The organism is Micromonospora sp. NPDC004704 (assembly GCF_053601675.1).
Map to the genome: position 1 here is coordinate 1 of NZ_JBSGCD010000036.1, position 16365 is coordinate 16365.

The window sequence follows — 16365 nt, forward strand, 5'->3', positions numbered from 1 at the left end:
CATCGATGCACATCTGGTAGCTTTTTCACCGCCCGCCGAGCCAGAACCGGCACTGAGCTGCCAGAACACTCAATTCGCGAAACGCGGCTGGAGTACTAGTGCTGCAACGGCACCGACCGAGTCGAGCCTTGATCACGTTCGTGGGATGCGGCGGTTGCTGCGGTGGGCTGACTGGGACGTCGACGCGGTCCGGCCATCTTGATCATGGCGTAGGCGTAGGTCGCTCGGGCATCCAGGGTCGGCGTGGCCGACCCGACCGCGGGTCGGTACGGAGCGGACGCCTTCACGGTGTCCTGCCGATCGGGCCGAGAACGGTTCACCAGCTCCGGGTGGACGACGATGCGCACCACGGCGCCGGGAGCCGTGCCGGGGCCGCTGGCCGTGCGTTGGTTGCCGCGCACGGCCAGCGGTCGTTTCCTACGGCTCAGCCGGCGGTGCAGGACCTGATCTGGGGTCGGGCGCTGGAGTTGCCGTTCATCATCGTGGTGAAGCCGAACGTGTTGCCGCTGCCGTTGGAGCGCACCGTCATCACGCTGCCGCTGCTGTCCCAGCTGAAGCTGCCGCTCCAGGTGGTGGAGACCCGCTGTGGCGAGGTGATCGCCACGACCACGGACCAGGTGCTGGCCCCGCTGACCGTGACCGAGGTGTTGTACCGGTCGCCCCAGACCGTGCCCGGGGTGATCGACGCCGTGCAGCTACCGCCGGGCGGCGGGGTCGTCGGGGGGAGGGTCGTTGGCGGCGTGGTTGTCGGCGGCGTGGTGGTGGGGTTGGGAGCGCCGCTGTTCAGCGCGGCGAGTACCGCGTCGTACGCCGCTTTCTTGCCACCACTGCTGTTGAACAGCAGCGGACTCTCACCGGACCGCCACGAGTCCGAATCGCGGATACCCCAGACCGTGATGCCGGTGCAACGAGGCACCGCCAGGCAGTCGTTGGTCACGTTGCGGTACGCGTCCGCCGGGGCGTTACGGATGTCCAGCTCGGTGATGTGCACGTCCACTCCGAGCGCGGCGAAGCTGGACAACGTCGTACGGTAGTTGCTCGGATAGTTCGAGCCACCCGTGAAGTGCGACTGCAGACCCACGCAGTCGATCGGCACGCCACGGTTCTTGAAGTCCTGGACCATCCGGTAGACGGCCTGGGTCTTCGCATCGGTCCAGTTGTCGGTGTTGTAGTCGTTGTAGCAGAGCTTGGCGCCGGGGTCCGCCGCCCGCGCGGCACGGAACGCCGCCTCGATCCAGTCGTTGCCCGTCCGCTGCAGGTTGGAGTCGCGCCGGGCACCGCTGGATCCGTCGGCGAACGCCTCGTTCACCACGTCCCACCACGTGACCTGACCGCGGAAGTGGGTAGCGACCTGCGTGACGTGGTTGAGCATCGCGTTGCGCAGCGCCGTACCCGACATGCTCTGCATCCAGCCCGGCTGCTGGCTGTGCCAGGCGAGCGTGTGGCCACGCACCTGCATGCCGCGCGATCGGGCGTGCTGCACGATCCGGTCGGCGTTGCCGTAGCTGAACTGGTTCTGGTTCGGCTCGGTCGCGTCGATCTTCATCTCGTTTTCCGGCGTGACCTGGTTGAACTCCCGATTCAGGATGGTCGTGTACGCCGAATCGCTCAACTTGCCCGCCGCGACGGCGGTACCGAAGAACCGCCCGCCACGCTCGGCGGCCGACGCGCCCAGGGTTGTGGCCGCCTGCGCCGAGGTGCTCACCACGACCGCGGTGCCGGTGGCGAGCAGCAGGCTCATGACGCCCAGCAACAGCCGGGACTGCCGGAATCGTCTCGTCGTCGGGCGGGGACGCGCCTCAACGGGTTGGTTCATCATTCCTGTAAGCCTCTCTGGTCAGTTGACAAGGTCGACGGAGTTTCACCGTGGGCCCGGGGACAGGGCGGCGGTGCAGGCAGCATTTGGCGGGTCCGGCGGGATCGGTCCGGACGCTGACGGATGGCGCCGCCTACGCGCCGGCCAGCTTGCGACGACCGAGGGAGCGGCGGGATCGCCGCGACAGCGGGCACGACTGGGGCCGGTCCGCCGCCGCGCGGTGTGAGACGCCCAACGCGGCCTCCTTTGCAGGGCGAGGGTGGTGGGGTACGGGTGCAGCCCGAAGCCGGTTGAGCCGGGACATGGACCTCAAGCCCACCCGTAGGCCGAGAGGTTACGGAAAAGTTTCGTATGATTCAAGTCTATGAATCTTTGCGTTGACCTGCCCTTCCGCCACAAAAACCCAGGTCGGACAGCGGATAGTCGGCGCCGGCAGCCTGGAAATTTTCGGCCACGGGCTCGCAAGTTTGCGGCCGGGGAGAGTGCGCACCGACCACACGGGAGCAAGCGACTTTTCGCTACCGACGACCGGAGCCGGCGCACCCCGACGGCAACCTGAGCCGCTCCGCCGCCTCCCTACCCGGAGGATCAGATGCGCAACGGATCGACCAGACCGCTACCGGCCGTTCTCACCGCGGGCACGGTGGTCACCGGATCGGTCTGCGGCAGAAGCTCGTCGCCGGCGGCCACACCGTCGACTTCGTCGGCTCCATCGACGACGGCCGCGCCGACCACGCCGCCGCCAACCACGTGCGCCCTTCCGGCGACGGCTCCTACTCCTCCTCGGCGAACACGACTTCGCGGCGCCGGTGAATCGCCGGGAGGACGGCGACGACGAGCGCCGCCACGGCCAGGGCCAGGAGGACCGCGGAGATCGGTCGGGTCAGGAAGACCGACGCGTCGCCGCGGGAGATGATGAGCGCCCGCCGCAGGTTCTCCTCCAGCAAGGGGCCGAGGACGAAGCCGAGCAGCAGTGGCGCCGGCTCGCAGCCGCACTTGATCAGGATGTAGCCCAGGATCCCGAAGAACGCGATCGCGTAGACGTCGTACGCGTTGAACGCCAGGGAGTAGGTGCCGATCGCGGCGAACAGGATGATCATCGGGAACAGCACCTGGTACGGGATGCGCAGCATGCGTACCCAGAGCCCGATCAGCGGCAGGTTCAGCAGGAGGAGCAGCACGTTGCCGATCCACATCGACGCGATCAGGCCCCAGAACAGTGCCGGTTCGTCGGTGAGGACGTTCGGGCCGGGGGTTATGCCGTGGACGATGAACGCGCCGACCATCAGTGCCATCACCGGATGCGCGGGCAGGCCCAGGGTGAGCAGTGGGATGAACGACGTCTGTGCGGCGGCGTTGTTCGCCGACTCGGGGCCGGCGACACCCTCGATCGCACCGCGCCCGAACTCCTGCGGCCGTTTCGAGATCCGCTTCTCGACGGCGTACGAGGTGAACGAGGCCAGCACGTGGCCACCGCCGGGCAGGACGCCGAGCGCGGCGCCGAGACCGGTGCCCCGCAGGATCGGGCCGACGATCCGGCGCCGGTCCTCGCGGGTCGGCCAGAGGCTCGTCACCTTGCTGATGACCGCCGCGCGGGTATGCTCGTTCTCCAGGTTGCGCAGGATCTCGGCCACCCCGAACATGCCGACGGCGACCGAGACGAAGTCGATGCCGCCGTACAGCTCGCGCTGGTCGAGCACGAACCGGGGCGTGCCGGTGTAGATGTCCTGTCCGACCGTGCCGAGCAGGACGCCGAGCGCGATCATCGCCAGTGCCTTGAGCGCCGTGCCACGGGCCAGCGCGATCGACACGATCAGGCCGAGCAACACCAGCGAGAAGTATTCGGCCGGGCCGAACTTCAACGCCACGCGGGCCAGCGGTGGGGCCGCGACGGCGAGCGCGACGGTGGCCACCGTACCCGCGATGAAGGAACCGACCGCGGCGGCGGCCAGGGCCGCGCCGGCCCGGCCCTGCCGGGCCATCTCGTGCCCGTCCAGGGCGGTGACCGCCGCCGACGACTCACCGGGCAGATTGATCAGGATGGCGGTCGTCGACCCGCCGTACTGTGCGCCGTAGTAGATGCCAGCCAGCATGATCAGCGCCGTGACCGGCTCGAAGCTGAACGTGATCGGCAGCAGCATCGCCACCGTCGCCGTCGGCCCGATGCCGGGCAGGACGCCGACCGCCGTCCCGAGCAGCACACCCACGAAGCAGTAGAGGACGTTCTGGACCAGGAAGGCGGTCGAGAAGCCCAGCGCGAGGTTGTCGAGAAGTTCCATGCCTCAATCCGGCGGTCGCGTCAGAACCCGAGCCACGGGCCCCATAGCGGGATCCGCATCTGAAGTCCGACGATGAAGATGAGCGTGCTGGCCAGGGTCAGCCCGGCGGCCACGGCGACGGCCGTGAGCAGCCGTACGCGGGTGCTGGCCAGCGTCGTGAGCAGGGCGGTCACCGCCGCTGTCGGTACGAATCCGAGGCGCCGGACGGTGAACCCGAAGAACAGGACCGCGAGGACGATGACGCCGACCGCACGCCACGGGACCGGTCCGAACGAGATCACCTCGCCGGCGACGAGTCCCTTGACGACGATCGCCAGCCCCAGGGTGGCGACGGTCGCGCCGACCAGCAGCGGAAAGGCTCCGGGGCCCATCCGCAGTGGGGTACCCAGTTCGTAGCCGAGCGCCCCCACCACGAACGCGCCACCGATCAGTACGAACACTCCCCCGGCGAGGACATCCGGGAAGGACCGGCGGCGTTCCACCTCAGGAGGCCTTGACCCCGGCGTCGGCGATGACCTTCGCCCAGGTGCCGAGCTGCTCTTCGAGCTTGGTCCGGTGTGCCTGCGGGGTCGCGGCCTCGGCCTGGACCGGCGCGGTGCCGAGCTTGGCCATCTGGTCGACGACCGCTTGATCGGCCAGTGCCACCTTCAGCGCCTCGGACAGCTTCTGTACGACCTCCTGGGGCGTGTCCGCCGGGACGTAGAGACCGTGCCACACGCTGACCTGGAGTTGGGGCAGCCCGGCCTCGGCGGTGGTGGGCAGGTCGGGCAGGCTCTTCACCCGCTCCGGTGTGGTCACCGCGTACGCCTTCACCTCGCCCGCGGAGATCTGGCCGCTGGTGTTGGTCGTCTGGTCGCACATGAAGTCGACCTGGCCGCCGACGAGGTCGGTCAGCGCGGGGCCGGTGCCCTGGTACGGGACCTCCTGGAGCTTGACCCCGGCGGCGCTCTGGAACAGCAGGCCGCACAGGTGTGATGCCGCGCCGATACCGGCGTTGGCCAGCGTGACCTTGCTGGCGTTCGCCTTGACGTGGGTCACGAGGTCCTGGAGCGTCGCGGGTGCGAAGTCCTTGCGGGCGACAATGGTCATCGGCACCTCGGTGACGAGCCCGACGGTCTCGAAGTCCTCGAGCGGCTTGTAGCCCAGGTTCTTGTACAGGGCCGGAGCAGTTGACATGCCGATGTGGTGCATGAGCACGGTGTAGCCGTCCGGTTCGGCCCGCGCGACCTCGCCGGCGCCGACCGTGCCGCCGGCGCCCTCGACGTTCTGGACGACGATCTTGGCGCCGAGCTTCGCCGCCATCGGCTCGGCGATCATGCGGGTGACCGTGTCCGTCGGACCGCCCGCGCTGAACGGCACGACGAACGTGATGTTCTGGTCCGGATAGCCCCCGCCTCCGCCGGTGGCGCCCCCGTTGCCGGAACAGGCGGCGACGAGCGAGACGAGGCCGATCGCGGCGACCAACCGCGCGGCGGCCCGGTAGCTGCCGGTCGTTTCCATATCGGGGCCTCCTCATCGGCGCATGCGCATTCGTCGGCGAGTGCGCGGCCTCAGTCTCGGCTGGTAGGGACGCGGATGGTGTCAGAGAAATCCCAAGGAACGCTCCGCATGTCAGAGGAATCCAAAGAACTCGGGGCTGACACGATCGTCGATCCGGGGCGTACAATTCGCGGGTATGCGGATCACCGTCATCGAAGATGACGACCGCGTGGCGCGGGGTCTGGTGACCGTCCTTGCCCAGGCGGGCTTCGAGGTCCACCGCATCGCCACCGCCGCGGAGGCAGCGTGTGCGGCCCCGTCCGACGTCGTCCTCGTCGATCTGGGTCTGCCCGACGGCGACGGACTCGACGTGATCCGCAGGCTGCGTGACCGCCCGGAGACCGCCGTGATCGCCGTGACAGCTCGATCCGAAGAGCACGAGCGGGTACGTGGCCTACGCGCCGGCGCCGACGACTACATCGTGAAGCCGTTCGGCGTCCCGGAGTTGCTGGCTCGGATCGACGCCGTCCTGCGACGTACCCGGGTGGCCCGTGCCCTGAGCCACCCGGACGGGCCGCTCGTCCTCGGCCCGATGCGGATCGGCGTCGGCACCCGCGAGGTCACCGTCGACGGCACGCCCGTGACGCTGACCCGCAAGGAGTTCGAGCTGCTCCTACTGCTGGCCCGGCGGGCGCCGAACGTGGTGAGCCGGGACATCATCCTCGACCAGATCTGGGGCGCGACCTGGGAGTCCTCGAGTCGCACCCTGGACACCCACATCGCGGCGCTGCGGCACAAGGTCGGGCCCGCCGTACTCATCCGCACGATCCACGGGGTCGGCTATCGGCTCCTGGCCGACCAGCCGGAGCTGATTGGCTGACGCATCGTGCACCGTCGCCTGCTCGCCGTCCTCGTACCCCTCGCGGTGCTGCTCGTCGCCGCGCTCGGGGCACCGCTCAGTGTCACCGTGGCCGAGCGGGAGATGCAGGAGACCTACGTCGACCGGTTGGGCGACGTCGGCCGGTTCGCGTCGCTGGCCGAGACCGCGCTGTCCAGCGGGCGTACCGAGGCGCTCCACCAGGAGCTGGCGCGCTACCACAAGCTGTACGGCATCCCGGTCGCGCTGATCGACACGTCGGGCAAGGTGCTGCTCGGACCGGCCGCCGCCTACCACGAGGCGGCGCGCGCCGAGCCGGCGTTGCCCCGGATCGTCACCGCGGCGCTGGCCGGAGCGCGGTCCGAACCGTCCGGGAAATGGGCGCCGTGGGACGACTCCGCTCTCGTCGTGGCCGAGCCGGTGGGCCGGGACAGTGAGGTCGTCGGCGCCGTCGTGACGATCTCCGACCTGTCCAGGACGCGCGATCGCATCCTCGTACGCTGGGCCCGGCTCGCCGGGCTCGGGCTGCTGCCGTTGATCGCACTGGTGGCCGTCGCCTGGCCGGTTTCGGCGTGGGTGCTGCGGCCGGTGTGGAAGCTGGACGCAGCGACCTCGCGGATCTCCGAGGGCGACCTGACGATTCGCGTCGACGCCGAGGCCGGCCCGGCCGAGCTGCGGCGGCTCACAGATTCGTTCAACACCATGATGGACGCCGTCGAGAATGCCGTGCAGCGGCAGCGGGCGTTCGTGTCCGACGCGTCGCATCAGTTGCGCAACCCGTTGACCAGCCTCCGGCTCGCGGTGGAGAGCCTCGAGATGCACCTGCGGCCGGAGAGCGACGGGCGACAGATGTACGACGTCGCCGTCGACGAGCTGAAGGCCATGCAGCGGATGCTGAACTCGCTGCAGGCCAGTGCGCGGATGGAGAGCATGCGGACGGCGTCGCCGGTGGATCTCGACGAGGTGCTGACGACCCGGGTGGACCGGTGGCGGGCGTTGACGGCAACGGCGGGGCAGACACTGGTGGTCGACGTGCCACCGGGGCTGCGGTTGCTGGAGCCGCCGGGCGGACTGGGCAGCATCCTGGACGAGCTGATCAGCAACGCGCTACGGCTGTCGGACGCGCAGATGGTGCAGGTGAGTGCCCGAGTCGTCCCCGATGGTGGTGCCGCCGAACACGGCAGCGACTCCGCGACCGGGGGCGTGGTGACCATCGCGGTTCGCGACGACGGCCAGGGGGTCGACGACACCGAGCGGGCCCAGGCACTACGGCGGTTCTGGCGGTCGCCGCGGCACCAGAACGTGCCCGGGACCGGCCTGGGACTGGCGATCTGCGCCGACCTGGTCGGGGCCGCCGGGGGCGAACTGCGGCTGGAGAAGGGCCTGCCGCGTCCGGACGGGTCCGGCAACGGGTTCGCCGCGGTGATCGCGCTGCCGGTCGTACCGCGGGTCGAGTCGCCCTCCGGCGCCCCGGCCCGGTCGCCGATCTGAGGACCCGGCCCCCTCGCCGGCCCGTTGCCGTACCTCGTCAGCGCTTGCGGTCGCGGAACCAGGCGGCCGAGCCCGGATGAAGCGGGACCGATGCGGTGGAGATCCCGGTACGGACGTTGATCCGCCACGCCTCGGGCACGGCCTCGGCGTCGTCGCGGCTCTCGGAGGCGATCGTCCCCGCGTACGTGAAGATCGTGTCGGTGATGGCGTAGACCAGGTCGTCGGGCAGGTCGTTGCGCACGAGGAGCACGTTCGGCACCGCAACGGTGCGGGTGGCCGGGACGCCGGCGTAGGCGGTCGCGGGAACCATGGCCGGAGCATAGGGACCCGGGTACGCCGTGAAGAGCGCGTCTGCCTGCGCGTCCAACGGAACCAGCCGGATGGGTTGCCGCTGCGCCAACTCCGTGATCGCGGGTGTCGGTACGCCGGTCAGGGAGAACATCGCGTCGATCTCGCCGTCGCGCAGTGTCGCCGCCGATTCGGCCTGGCTGAGGAACCGACCGTCGGCCTTCACCGGGCCGAGCCCCAGCACCCGCAGCGACGTGAACTCCGTGCCGGAGTCGCGGGCACCGAGGGATACGCGTTTGCCCTCGAGGTCCCGGAAATCGTCGATCGCCGAACTGGCCATGACCACGAGATGCAGGTGGCTGTCGTAAAGTCGGCAGATCGCCGAGAGTCCCTCGGGCGCGCTGCCGTCGCCGGTGATCAGTGCGTCGAGGCTCGTCAGCCCGAGGTGCACCTCGCCGGCCCGCAGCATCCGGATGTTGTCGGTGGACGCCCCGCTCGGCACGGTGGTCACCACCGCACCGGGCACATGCTCGGAGATGTGTTCGGCCAGCGCACCGCCGATGCGCCGGTACACCGCCCCCGCCGGCCCGGTGGCGAGTCGCAGGTGGACCCTGTCGAAGTCGGGCTGCTGGGAGCAACCAATGAGCAGCCCTCCGGCGGCCTGGAGCACCGCCCGCCGGCTGATCGGTGGCCCCGAGTTCAGCCCCATGCCGAGATGATACGCGGACGGCGTACGTCGGGGCGCCGACGCGAACAGAGATTCGTCGATGCCCCGCACCCGCGCCACCTGCCCATCGCCGCGCGCCACGAGGCCACCATCTGCCTCGCAGCGATCAACGAATGGCTCTGGTCAACCTTGGTCCGAGCCCGGGCCGGTCAGCCGTGCTCCCAGCCAGGCGCGGCTGCGCTGCAGCAGCCCCCGGGCCACACCCGTATCGGGAGCCCATGCTTCGAAGCCGTGCGGAGCACCGGGGACCACGTCGAGCACGCAGTCCACGCCCGCGTCGCGTAGGCGCTGCGAATAGTCGCGGTCCTCGTCAGCGAACAGATCGATGTCACCCACGCTGATCCAGGCCGGTGGCAGACCGCGAAGATCGGCGCGGCGAGCCGCGACCGAGTAGTCGGGGGTACGCGGGCCGCCCGGCTCGCCGCCGAGGTAAGCGCCCCACCCGACCCGGTTCGCGGCGTTGTTCCATATCCGGTGGCGCACCTGGTCGAGTTCACGACGGGCGGCGGTGCGGTCATCGAGCATCGGAGCAAAGAGCCACTGTGCGACCGGCTGGGCGCCGCCGGCGTCGTGCACCCGCTGCACCAGGCAGGCGGCCAGACCGGCGCCGGCGCTCGCACCCCCGACGCCGATGCGGTCCCGGTCGACCCCGAGGGACCCGGCCGATTGTTGCAGCCACTGCCAGGCGGCGAAGGCGTCATCGAGCGCGGCCGGGAAGGGGTGTTCAGGGGCAAGTCGGTAGTTCGTCGAGACAACGGCAACGTCGAGTTCCCGGGCGGTGACGGCGCAGAAGGCGTCGTCCTGGACGGCGTCGCCGATGACGTACCCGCCGCCGTGCACCCACAGCAGCGCCGCCCCCGAACCACCACCGACAGGGGTGTACAGGCGCAGGCCCGCGCCGTGGTCGACCTTGGTGACCTCGACGCCCTCGACCGGCTTGCCCGGCCCGCGCCGGTGGACCAGGGCACGTACCACCCGCCGTCCCCAGGTCCGATTGAGCGGCAGCCGCGGGGTACGCGCGACGGCGCGGCGCAACTCGGGGTCGACCATGGTCAGCTTCATGAACATCTCTCCTCGAATCTGGCACGCGCCTCGCTGCACGCCCGCCCCGACCTCGGACTCCAGCCATGATCCGAGCGGCGCCGCCGTACGGCCGGGGCACGAAAGCCGCGATCGCCATGATCAGGTGAAACCCCCGAGTCGGGACAGGCAGAGCCTCGATCTCGTGCTGCACTCACCGAAGTTTAAGTCAATTGATTGACTTACCGGGAAGATGTCGCCAGGCTGTGAGTCGACCGACATCGCCGAAAAGGACGCTGCGGTGGCTCGGGGCGAGGCGGACCAGGGTGGAATGGCGATGACGAGCAGGACCGCCGGCGACGACGCCGGGAGAACGTTGCGGGCGGAGCGGGCACTCACGACCCGAGAGCTGATCATGACGGTGGCGGAGCGCCTGTTCGCCGAACACGGAGTGCTCGCCGTGTCCAACCGGCAGGTCAGCGAGGCCGCCGGGCAGGGCAACAACACAGCGGTCGGATACCACTTCGGCACCAAGGCCGACCTGGTACGCGCGATCGCACGCAAGCACTCCGCACCGATCGAGGAGAACCGTCAGCGCATGCTGGCCAGGATCGGCCACCACGCGGACATCCGGGACTGGATCGCCTGCCTGGTCCGGCCGGTCACCGATCACCTGGCCGAGGTGGGCAGCCCCACCTGGCACGGCCGGTTCGCCGCGCAGGTGATGACCGACCCCTCGTTGCGCTCGATCATGATCGAGGAGTACGTCTCGTCACCGTCACTGGGACGGATCATGGACGGGCTGCACGGGTCCCTCCCCGAACTGCCGGCCGACGTGCGCGCCGAGCGAACCGACATGTCCCGGCAACTGCTGGTGCACACGTTCGCCGAGCGTGAGCGTGCCCTGGCCGATGGCACCCCCACCCCCCGGCCCAGCTGGCACGACGCCGCGAACGGGCTGATCGACGCACTCGTCGGGCTCTGGCTGGCACCGGTCACGACCCACCCCGACGAAGAACGGGAGCAACCATGAGAGTGACGGTGGACGAGGACAGATGCTGCGGCGCCGGCACCTGCGTGATGCTCGCGCCGGAGGTGTTCGACCAGCGCGACGAGGACGGGATCGTGGTCCTGCTCGACGCGGTACCGCCCGAGGCACTGCACGAGATCATCCGCGAGTCCGCCAGCGTCTGTCCGGCGGCCGCAATCTCGTTGCGCGAGAAGCCGTGAGCGGAGCCCCGGCGGCAAGCCGCCGAACCCGGAGCAACCCCGACAGCGTGCTGGTGGTCGGAGCCTCGGCCGCCGGCCTCGGCACCGTGGAAGCCCTACGCCGCGGGGGTTACCGGGGCCGGCTGACGGTGCTGGGCGCCGAGCCGCACCCGCCCTACGACCGGCCGCCGCTGTCCAAACAGATCCTCGCCGGTAGTTGGCCGGCCGATCGGTCCCACCTTCGGCCACCGGCCGCCCTGTCCGCCCTGGACGCGGAGATCATCACCGGTGACCCGGCGGTCGGTCTGGACACCGCGACCCGCACCGTCCACACCGCCGCCGGACGCACCCTGACAGCGGAGGCGATCGTGGTGGCCACCGGGCTGAGGCCCCGTACGCTGCCCGGTCAGGACGGGCTGGCTGGCGTACACGTGCTGCGCACGCTCGACGATGCGCTGGCGCTCCGGGCGGACCTGCTGCGCGGCTCGCGGGTCGTGGTCGTCGGAGACGGCGTGCTCGGCGCGGAGATCGCCGCCACCGCGCGGGGCATGGGGCTCCCGGTCACCATGACCGGCCCTCAGCCCGCGCCGCTGGCGATGCAGTTCGGCCCGCTGGCCGCTGGCCTGCTCGCGGACCTGCACGCCGAGCACGGGGTCGAGCTGCGGCTCGGTGCCGCGGCGACCGGGCTCACCGGGCGGGACGGGTGGGTCACCGGCGTGTGCCTGGAGAACGGCAGGGTGCTGCCGGCCGACGTTGTCGTGGTGGCATTCGGCGCCGTACCGGCGACGGACTGGCTTGTCGGCAGCGGGCTCCCGCTGGACGACGGGCTGGTGTGCGACTCCCGCTCGCGGGCGGCCGACGGGATCTACGCCGCCGGTGACGTGGCCCGCTGGCATCACGAGCGGCTCGACGTGTCGCTGCGGCTGGAGAACCGGACCAACGCCACCGAGCAGGCGGTCGCCGTCGCCGCCACCATCCTCGGCGACGACCGCCCCTACACCCCCGTGCCCTACCACTGGACCGACCAGTACGACGCCAGGATCCAGGTGCACGGGATCCTGGCGCCGGACGCCGAGGTGTCGGTCGTGGACGGTGCGGTGGCGGACCGCCGGTTCGTCGCGCTGTACCGCCAGGGCGGCAGGACCACCGGCGTCCTCGGCTGGAACATGCCCAAACAAGCCCGCCTGCGCCGACGGGAAATCCTCGGCCCTGCGGCACTCGTGGAGGAGGCATCATGACCAGCACCATCGATTCGACCGGAGCACCGGGGTTCCCGGCGGCCAGGGCGGCGAAGTGCCCATTCGACCCGCCGCCGACCATGCAGGCGCTGCGGGAGCGGACCCCGCTGGCACGGGTCCGACTGTGGGACGGCACCACGCCATGGCTGGTGACCCGGTACGCGGAACAGCGGGTCCTGCTGGCCGACCCGAGGGTCAGCGCCGACATGACCCGCCCCGGCTACCCGAGCCCGGCGCCCATCAGCGACGCGCCCATCAGCTTCATCCTCATGGACGACCCCGAGCACGCCCGACTGCGGCGGATGGTGACCGCGCCCTTCACCATCAAGCGGGTCGAGGCCATGCGGCCGGCCGTACAGAAGATCGTGGACGACCTGATCGACGACATGCTGACCGGCCCGAAGCCGGTGGACCTCGTGCAGGCGCTCGCGCTTCCGATGCCGTCGCTGGTGATCTGCCAACTGCTCGGCGTGCCCTATACGGACCATGACTTCTTCCAGGAGCACAGCAGCACGATGATCAACCGGGATGCGGAACCGGAGCAGCGGCGGGACGCCGCCGGCCGGCTGTTCGCGTACCTGGACGAGCTGATCGGCGAGAAGCTCACCGAACCCGGCGACGACCTGCTTTCCGGACTGACCGAGCGGATCAGGACCGGGGAGTTGACCCGACCGGACGCGGCCCAGATTGGCGTACTCATGCTGATCGCCGGGCACGAGACCACCGCGAACATGATCGCGCTCGGCACGCTGGCCCTGCTGGAGCACCCCGACCAGCTGGAACTGTTACGCGACTCGAACGACCCGAAGCTCGTCGCCGGCGCGGTCGAGGAACTCCTGCGATACCTGCACATCACACACAACGGACGACGCCGCGTCGCGCTCGAGGACATCGAGATCGCCGGCGGCGATCATCCGTGCCGGCGAGGGCATCATCCTGGCCAACGACATCGCGAACCGGGACCCGGAGATCTTCTCCGACCCCGACCGGCTCGACATCCAGCGGGACGCCCGCCGGCACGTGGCGTTCGGCTTCGGGGTGCACCAGTGCCTCGGGCAGCCACTGGCACGGATGGAACTCCAGGTTGTGTACAGCACGCTGTACCGGCGCATCCCCACGTTGCGACTGGCGGTCGAGCTGGACGAGGTCCCGTTCAAACACGACGGCTCGGTGTACGGGGTGTACGAGCTTCCCGTGACCTGGTGACCCTACCTCCGGAGGAGACCCCATGAAGGTGACCATCGACCAGGACAGGTGCGTCGCGTCCGGGCAGTGCGTGACAGCCGCGACGACCGTGTTCGACCAGCGCGACGAGGACGGCATCGTCGTACTACTCGACCCCAACCCACCAGGGGAACTCGCCGACGACGTCCGCCACGCGGCAGCCGTATGCCCGGCACTGGCCATCACCCTCACGGAGTAGCACCACCTGCGACCCGCCCGCCACGCCTGGGCTGACCCGGGCGGACCGGTTGGCGCTGCGACGGCGGTGTGGACCGGACGCGCCGGCCGCCATCCGGCAGCCGGCGCGTCGGATACGCGTACGAGGACAGCGGTCAGCGGGCCGTGGTGACCGGGACGGACGGGGCGTCGACCTCGCGCACCGGCTCCCCCGGATCCGACCGCACGTCGATCCGCGACGGCCACCAGTTCGCCCTGCCGAGCATGGCCATCAGTGAGGGAAGTACCACCCCACGGATGATCAGAGCGTCGAGCAGCACCGCCAACGCCAGGCCCAGGCCGAGCTGCTTGAACTCGATGAAGCTCAGGGTGGCGAAGATGGCGAAGACCGAGACCATGACGACCGCGGCACTGGTGACCACCCCCGCCGACTGGCTGATGCCCGTCGCGATCGCCTGACGGATGTCCCCGCCCTGGCGGGCCGCCTCGCGGATCGAATTGACCACGAAGACGTGATAGTCCATGGAGAGTCCGAAGAGCACCACGAAAAGGAACAGTGGGATCCAGGAGACGATGGCGCCGTTGGACTGGAATCCCAGGAGGTCTTCCGCCCACTCCCGCTGGAAGATCAGCACAAGCAGGCCGAAGGCAGCCCCGGCCGACAACGTGTTGATCACCAGCGCGACGACGCCAACCACCACCGACCGGAACGACACCACCATGACCAGGAACGTCAGCAGCAGGACGAGACCGACCACCCAGGGCAGCTTCTGCTCGACGTTGGCCGCGTAGTCGAGGCTGTTGGGCACCTGACCACCAACCGTGACTTCGGCCCCGGGCACCCTGCCGATCGTCTCCGGCACGATCACCTCACGCAGCTTCCGTACGGATTCCTCCGCCTCGGGCGAGTTGGTGGCGAACCGGGTCGCCACATTCACCACGTGCACGGTGCCGTCGGCAGAGGAGCGCGACTGCGGATCCTGCTCCGCGCCGAACAGGTCGTCCTGACTCACCCGGGTGGTAAGTTGTGCCAGCGTGGCGGCCACCTGATCCGCGCTCGACGCCGGCGCTTCGACGACCACCTGGTGGGTGGTTCCCTTGCTCGGAAACGCCTCGGTCAGCCGGCTGTAGGCGGCGATCGCCGGGATCGACTGCGGATAGTCGTCGACCTCGGCCGACTTGAGCCGCAGGTCCAGCGCGGGCAACGCCATCGCCAGCAGCGCGGCGACGGCGAGGACGAAGGTCAGCGCCGGGAACCGCAGCACCGGACGGAGCAGCGCAGGCCACAGCCTCGGCTCGCCGCTACGACCGGTCAGCCGCCACAGGATCGGCACCCTCGGCCGGTCCAGTCCCTTGCCGAGCTTGGCGAGCAGTGCGGGCAGCACGGTCAGGGACCCCAGGACCGCCACCGCCACGACGATGATCGACCCGGTGGCCAGCGAGGTGAAGACCAGATCGTTGGAGAGGTATAGCGCGGCCATCGACACGATGACCGCGATGCCCGAGACCACCACCGAGTGGCCGGACGTGGCCGTCGCGATCTCGATGGCATCGATCCGGTTCCGTCCGCGCGCCCGCTCCTGCCGCTCACGCTTGAGGTAGAACAGCGAATAGTCGACGCCGACCGCCATTCCCATCAGCAGGATCATGTTGGACACCTGACCCGGATCCGGCACCAGCTGGGACACGAGCGCCCACAGTCCCATCGCCGCGCCCACCGAGGAGAAGGCGAGCAGGACCGGCACGCCGGCCGCGATGATCGCACCGAACGCGACCATCATGATCAGCAGGGTGACCGGCAGGCTCAGTGTCTCGGCCTTGACGAAGTCGGAACCCAGCTGCTCGTTGATACCGGCCTGCACGGAGGCCGGGCCGGACTGCTCGATCCGCAGGGCGGGGAAGGCGTCCTGCACGGCGGAGGTCTCGTCGAGCAACGGAGTCACCCGTTGGTCGGCGGTCCGCGCGTCACCCGACATCGTCACCGCCACCAGGAGCGCCGAGCCGACCGGTGCGGGCACCGGGTCGGCCACCTGGTCCACCTCGGACAGGCCACGCATCCGGCGGGTGGCGTCGGCGGCGGCCCGCTGCGCCTCGGCCGTGTCGAAACCGACGCCACGGGCCGTGATCAGGATGTTCTCCACCGCCGGTGGGGTCAGCCCCGCCGAGTCACGCGTCTGGGTGGCGCGCCCCGACTCTCCCTGGCCCAGTTCGTCGGGGGTGGCCAGGCGGATCCCCGCCGACGAGGCTGCCAGACAGACCGCCACGAACAGGGTCCAGAGACCAATGGCCCACCACGGGTGGAGCGCGCTCCATCTTGCTACGCGAACGGTGACAGATCGCTTGGTCAACGTCTTGGACCTTTCATTTCGACTGGGGGTAACGGGCATCGGATCGACATCTCGCCAGCACCGAGTCTGAGCCGGAAACCTCGCCCGGTCACGGGTAGCACCATCCCCATGGAGGGTGGTCCTACTACCCGTTTATTCGACGACGGCCTACTCGATAATCGGGTCAACGGCGGCTCGTCCGCCGATGGCGCC

Annotated in this window: 15 protein-coding genes and 1 pseudogene; 8 read left to right on the top strand and 8 right to left on the bottom strand. The window is 69.8% G+C overall.

Annotated elements, in window-relative coordinates:
* Positions 1-202, top strand: a 202-nt coding sequence (locus ACWEFB_RS31825; protein ID WP_452291359.1) for a hypothetical protein, incomplete at its 5' end; no start/stop codon positions are given.
* A gap of 222 nt (positions 203-424) precedes the next feature.
* Here the strand turns inward: ACWEFB_RS31825 and ACWEFB_RS31830 are convergent.
* The 5 genes from ACWEFB_RS31830 to ACWEFB_RS31850 form a co-directional block, all read right to left on the bottom strand.
* Positions 425-1819 carry an endo-1,4-beta-xylanase gene (locus tag ACWEFB_RS31830; RefSeq protein WP_452291360.1) on the bottom strand — a complete coding sequence of 465 codons (1395 nt, stop codon included), beginning with the start codon at positions 1817-1819 and terminating at the stop codon, positions 425-427.
* Positions 1820-2404: 585 nt separating this feature from the next.
* Positions 2405-2566: a hypothetical protein gene (locus ACWEFB_RS31835; protein WP_452291361.1), complete on the bottom strand. Its 162-nt coding sequence runs from the start codon at positions 2564-2566 to the stop codon at positions 2405-2407.
* Between the two features lie 23 nt (positions 2567-2589).
* Positions 2590-4095, bottom strand: a complete 1506-nt coding sequence (locus ACWEFB_RS31840) for a tripartite tricarboxylate transporter permease (RefSeq protein WP_452291362.1) — start codon at positions 4093-4095, stop codon at positions 2590-2592.
* A 20-nt stretch (positions 4096-4115) separates the two neighbouring features.
* Complete coding sequence (locus ACWEFB_RS31845) at positions 4116-4577, bottom strand: tripartite tricarboxylate transporter TctB family protein (RefSeq protein WP_326559256.1); 462 nt, start codon at positions 4575-4577, stop codon at positions 4116-4118.
* A 1-nt stretch (position 4578) separates the two neighbouring features.
* Entirely contained in the window at positions 4579-5595 is a 1017-nt protein-coding gene (locus ACWEFB_RS31850; RefSeq protein WP_452291365.1) for a tripartite tricarboxylate transporter substrate-binding protein, read from the bottom strand.
* Between the two features lie 175 nt (positions 5596-5770).
* Between ACWEFB_RS31850 and ACWEFB_RS31855 the strand changes: the two genes are divergently transcribed.
* Together ACWEFB_RS31855 and ACWEFB_RS31860 are read left to right on the top strand one after the other, a co-directional pair.
* The gene (locus tag ACWEFB_RS31855) at positions 5771-6454 is read left to right on the top strand and encodes a response regulator transcription factor (protein WP_452291367.1); all 684 of its coding nucleotides are present in this window, start codon (positions 5771-5773) and stop codon (positions 6452-6454) included.
* A gap of 6 nt (positions 6455-6460) precedes the next feature.
* Entirely contained in the window at positions 6461-7942 is a 1482-nt protein-coding gene (locus ACWEFB_RS31860; RefSeq protein ID WP_452291369.1) for a sensor histidine kinase, read from the top strand.
* A gap of 37 nt (positions 7943-7979) precedes the next feature.
* Here the strand turns inward: ACWEFB_RS31860 and ACWEFB_RS31865 are convergent, their stop codons facing one another.
* Together ACWEFB_RS31865 and ACWEFB_RS31870 are read right to left on the bottom strand one after the other, a co-directional pair.
* A complete protein-coding gene (locus tag ACWEFB_RS31865; RefSeq protein ID WP_452291371.1) occupies positions 7980-8939 on the bottom strand; it encodes a TAXI family TRAP transporter solute-binding subunit in 960 nt (319 codons plus the stop codon).
* Positions 8940-9080: 141 nt separating this feature from the next.
* Positions 9081-10019, bottom strand: coding sequence for an alpha/beta hydrolase (locus ACWEFB_RS31870; protein ID WP_452291373.1), 939 nt, complete (start codon positions 10017-10019; stop codon positions 9081-9083).
* Between the two features lie 295 nt (positions 10020-10314).
* Between ACWEFB_RS31870 and ACWEFB_RS31875 the strand changes: the two genes are divergently transcribed.
* The 5 genes and pseudogenes from ACWEFB_RS31875 to ACWEFB_RS31895 all read left to right on the top strand — a co-directional run bounded on the left by ACWEFB_RS31875 (position 10315) and on the right by ACWEFB_RS31895 (position 13847).
* The gene (locus ACWEFB_RS31875) at positions 10315-11010 is read left to right on the top strand and encodes a TetR/AcrR family transcriptional regulator (protein ID WP_452291375.1); all 696 of its coding nucleotides are present in this window, start codon (positions 10315-10317) and stop codon (positions 11008-11010) included.
* Positions 11007-11207, top strand: a complete 201-nt coding sequence (locus tag ACWEFB_RS31880; RefSeq protein WP_452291377.1) for a ferredoxin — start codon at positions 11007-11009, stop codon at positions 11205-11207. The genes ACWEFB_RS31875 and ACWEFB_RS31880 overlap by 4 nt, the downstream gene beginning before the upstream one ends.
* A gap of 47 nt (positions 11208-11254) precedes the next feature.
* Positions 11255-12424: an NAD(P)/FAD-dependent oxidoreductase gene (locus ACWEFB_RS31885; protein ID WP_452291379.1), complete on the top strand. Its 1170-nt coding sequence runs from the start codon at positions 11255-11257 to the stop codon at positions 12422-12424.
* Positions 12421-13630 (top strand): annotated as a pseudogene (locus ACWEFB_RS31890) (cytochrome P450). The gene ACWEFB_RS31885 and the pseudogene ACWEFB_RS31890 overlap by 4 nt, the downstream one beginning before the upstream one ends.
* Before the next feature lie 22 nt (positions 13631-13652).
* Positions 13653-13847 carry a ferredoxin gene (locus tag ACWEFB_RS31895; RefSeq protein WP_452291381.1) on the top strand — a complete coding sequence of 65 codons (195 nt, stop codon included), beginning with the start codon at positions 13653-13655 and terminating at the stop codon, positions 13845-13847.
* Positions 13848-13980: 133 nt separating this feature from the next.
* On the opposite strand, the gene ACWEFB_RS31900 is transcribed toward ACWEFB_RS31895, so the two are convergent.
* Positions 13981-16089, bottom strand: coding sequence for an MMPL family transporter (locus tag ACWEFB_RS31900; RefSeq protein WP_452291383.1), 2109 nt, complete (start codon positions 16087-16089; stop codon positions 13981-13983).
* Between the last annotated feature and the right edge of the window lie 276 nt (positions 16090-16365).

What these genes read in the sequence shown, in the direction of transcription:
- ACWEFB_RS31895 (WP_452291381.1), top strand. Translation starts at nt 13,653, where the DNA reads ATGAAGGTGACCATCGACCAGGACAGGTGCGTCGCGTCCGGGCAGTGC.
- ACWEFB_RS31875 (WP_452291375.1), top strand. Translation starts at nt 10,315, where the DNA reads ATGACGAGCAGGACCGCCGGCGACGACGCCGGGAGAACGTTGCGGGCG.
- ACWEFB_RS31880 (WP_452291377.1), top strand. Translation starts at nt 11,007, where the DNA reads ATGAGAGTGACGGTGGACGAGGACAGATGCTGCGGCGCCGGCACCTGC.
- ACWEFB_RS31840 (WP_452291362.1), bottom strand. Translation starts at nt 4,095, where the DNA reads ATGGAACTTCTCGACAACCTCGCGCTGGGCTTCTCGACCGCCTTCCTG.
- ACWEFB_RS31830 (WP_452291360.1), bottom strand. Translation starts at nt 1,819, where the DNA reads ATGATGAACCAACCCGTTGAGGCGCGTCCCCGCCCGACGACGAGACGA.
- ACWEFB_RS31865 (WP_452291371.1), bottom strand. Translation starts at nt 8,939, where the DNA reads ATGGGGCTGAACTCGGGGCCACCGATCAGCCGGCGGGCGGTGCTCCAG.
- ACWEFB_RS31870 (WP_452291373.1), bottom strand. Translation starts at nt 10,019, where the DNA reads ATGAAGCTGACCATGGTCGACCCCGAGTTGCGCCGCGCCGTCGCGCGT.
- ACWEFB_RS31850 (WP_452291365.1), bottom strand. Translation starts at nt 5,595, where the DNA reads ATGGAAACGACCGGCAGCTACCGGGCCGCCGCGCGGTTGGTCGCCGCG.
- ACWEFB_RS31855 (WP_452291367.1), top strand. Translation starts at nt 5,771, where the DNA reads ATGCGGATCACCGTCATCGAAGATGACGACCGCGTGGCGCGGGGTCTG.